The organism is Frankia torreyi, from assembly GCF_000948395.1.
Classification (GTDB): domain Bacteria; phylum Actinomycetota; class Actinomycetes; order Frankiales; family Frankiaceae; genus Frankia; species Frankia torreyi.
Map to the genome: position 1 here is coordinate 1 of NZ_JYFN01000131.1, position 2,231 is coordinate 2,231.

The following is a 2,231-nucleotide window of genomic DNA, read 5'->3' on the forward strand; positions in this document are numbered from 1 at the left end:
CTTCTTGTCGAACCAGGTCACCCGCTCGAAGGTTGCCTTCTCCTTCTTCTTGACGATGTCCCGCTTCTTGTGGTCCCACTTGCCCTTGTCCGGGTCCCACGCCACGGGGGCTGCCTGATCCCCTACGTCCGATCCCGGGTCGTCGTCATTCCAGGTCGGGTCGTCGCCCGGATTCGTCCCGTCGTCCCACTTCCGGTCGTCCCACTTCTTGTGGTGGTNCTTCTTGTCGAACCAGGTCACCCGCTCGAAGGTTGCCTTCTCCTTCTTCTTGNNGATGTCCNGCTTCTTGTGGTCCCACTTGTCCTTGTCCGCATCCGACCCTAGCCAGGAGATCGGGAACCCTGGGTCCTGGATGCCGGCGGCCTCGGCAGCGCCTGCGGGGGGAGTGGCCACTGTCGGCTCTGCAGCCTGCGCCATGGCCACGCCCGGACCGAGCAGGACGGCGCCGGTCGCGACACCAGACATCGTGAGAAGAGCGGCGTAACGTCCGGTCCTGTTCTTCATTCCATACCCTTTCTCGCAACTTGCATTGACTCCACTACTGCGAGCGCCAACCTAGCTGGTCGATCTTTTGAATCGGCGTAGCCGGCCGTACGAGTTACCCGCGGGATAGTCGACGGAGTCGAACCTCCATAGACATCAGGAGGTTCACGCTTTGGCCTCCGGACCACCAGAGTTCCGGGTTTGTGTCCAGGAGAAAAGCATCGGAAGGCATCCCGGAAGAGGGAAATAGACGGCGACGTGCCACCAGGTCAACGGCGTGCCGGCGAGTCAGAAGCAAGACCTGCAGCCTGGGTACGGCGCTTCATCGCGGCATCAGCTAAAGACGCACCTTCCCCGAATGATGCGCAATGCTGTCGGTTGCCGGCAGCCCGGCGAGGGCAGCAGGTTGACAACGTGCTTAGGTGATCGCACGGATACCGGCGAGGATGTCCGGCGGATCGCCCAGGTGAACGATGCCGAGAGTCCGGGTCGCCCCGTCAGCCCGGGGAGCTCCAGAACCCCGGTGTGGGCGGTGACCTGCACGGTTACCTGCCGGATCGGGCCAGTGTCAGGCAGGCTGGATGGTCATGGTGTGGTCGCTGCTCTACGCCGGAGCTCATCGCGGCTCAGGGCGGCAGACGCGCCGTCACGATCCGGCCGCGGCCCGGCGGGCGATCGCCGTCCCATGTCGGCGCCAGGCGCCGGACCGTCAGAGCAGGAAGTCGACGGCCAGCCGGTCCGGCCCCGTGAGCTCGACGACGCGGAAGCCCGCCACCCGGCTCAGTCCGACGCCGATGTGCACCGTCCCCTCGAAGTCGCCGGCCAGCGCGTAGCTCAGCCCCGACTGGCCCGTGCCGTTCGGCGCCGTGCGCAGCGTCGAGGCGCCCTGGTCGTCGTGGGCGGCGGCGGAGGTCAGGACCAGTTCGAAGGCCGCCTGCCCGCTCAGCGGCAGCGGCGCGCCGGAACCGGGCCGGATCACCTGCGGCACGAACTGGGCGCGGTAGCCGGGGACACCCCCCGCGAACTCCAGCACGAGCCGCTGGAACCGGACGCCGTTCTCCACGTTGGTCGCACTGCGCAGCGACACCAGTTGGACGGGCCGGGTCGGCTGGCGCGTGGCCGTCGCCGGCTGGCTCGACCAGCTCCGCGCGCCGACCCGCGGCCCCACCGACGCGGTGGCCGTCGGCGTTCCCAGGGCCGTCGGAGCGGGCGGTGCGGCCGTGCCGTCCGAAGCCGCCGGCGTGGTGGCGCTGGCGGAGGTGGTCGAAGCCGTTGAGTGCGAAGGCGAGGCCGCTGCGCCGCCATCGGAGCCGGAGCCGGAGCAGGCGACGAGCAGCGCCGCCAGCGCGGGCGCGAGCAGGCTCGCGCGAGCCAACCTCCCCCACCCGCGCGGACCAGCCGAGCCGCCCCCGCCCTGCTCCGGCGGGGCCCCCGCGAACATCGCCCCCAACCCGACGGTGGTTCCCATTCGCAACGCCCCGCTTCCTAGGGACAGACGGCACGAAGCCGCCCCATCCGTCATACCCGAAGCGCCCCGACCAGGAACCCGATCATAAGGCGATCCCGAGGTGGCGACCCGTGGGCGTGTCCGGCCGCGGCGGCCACCCGCGCGGGCGGCGCGGCCGGGCCGACCCGGCGGTCGGGTATCGTGAGATCGCCGGCCGGCGTGGCGCAACTGGTAGCGCACCCGACTTGTAATCGGGCGGTTAGGGGTTCAAGTCCCCTCGCCGGCTCCAGAGATACCCACC

Annotated in this window: 1 protein-coding gene and 1 tRNA gene; one reads left to right on the forward strand and one right to left on the reverse strand. The window is 69.5% G+C overall.

Features of this window, described 5'->3' with window-relative positions:
• Positions 1–1,192: 1,192 nt before the first annotated feature.
• Positions 1,193–1,951, reverse strand: coding sequence for an AMIN-like domain-containing (lipo)protein (locus FF36_RS34765; RefSeq protein WP_236705730.1), 759 nt, complete (start codon positions 1,949–1,951; stop codon positions 1,193–1,195).
• A gap of 192 nt (positions 1,952–2,143) precedes the next feature.
• On the opposite strand from FF36_RS34765, the gene FF36_RS31105 reads away from it, so the two are divergent.
• Positions 2,144–2,219, forward strand: a tRNA-Thr gene (locus FF36_RS31105).
• The last annotated feature ends 12 nt before the right edge of the window (positions 2,220–2,231 follow it).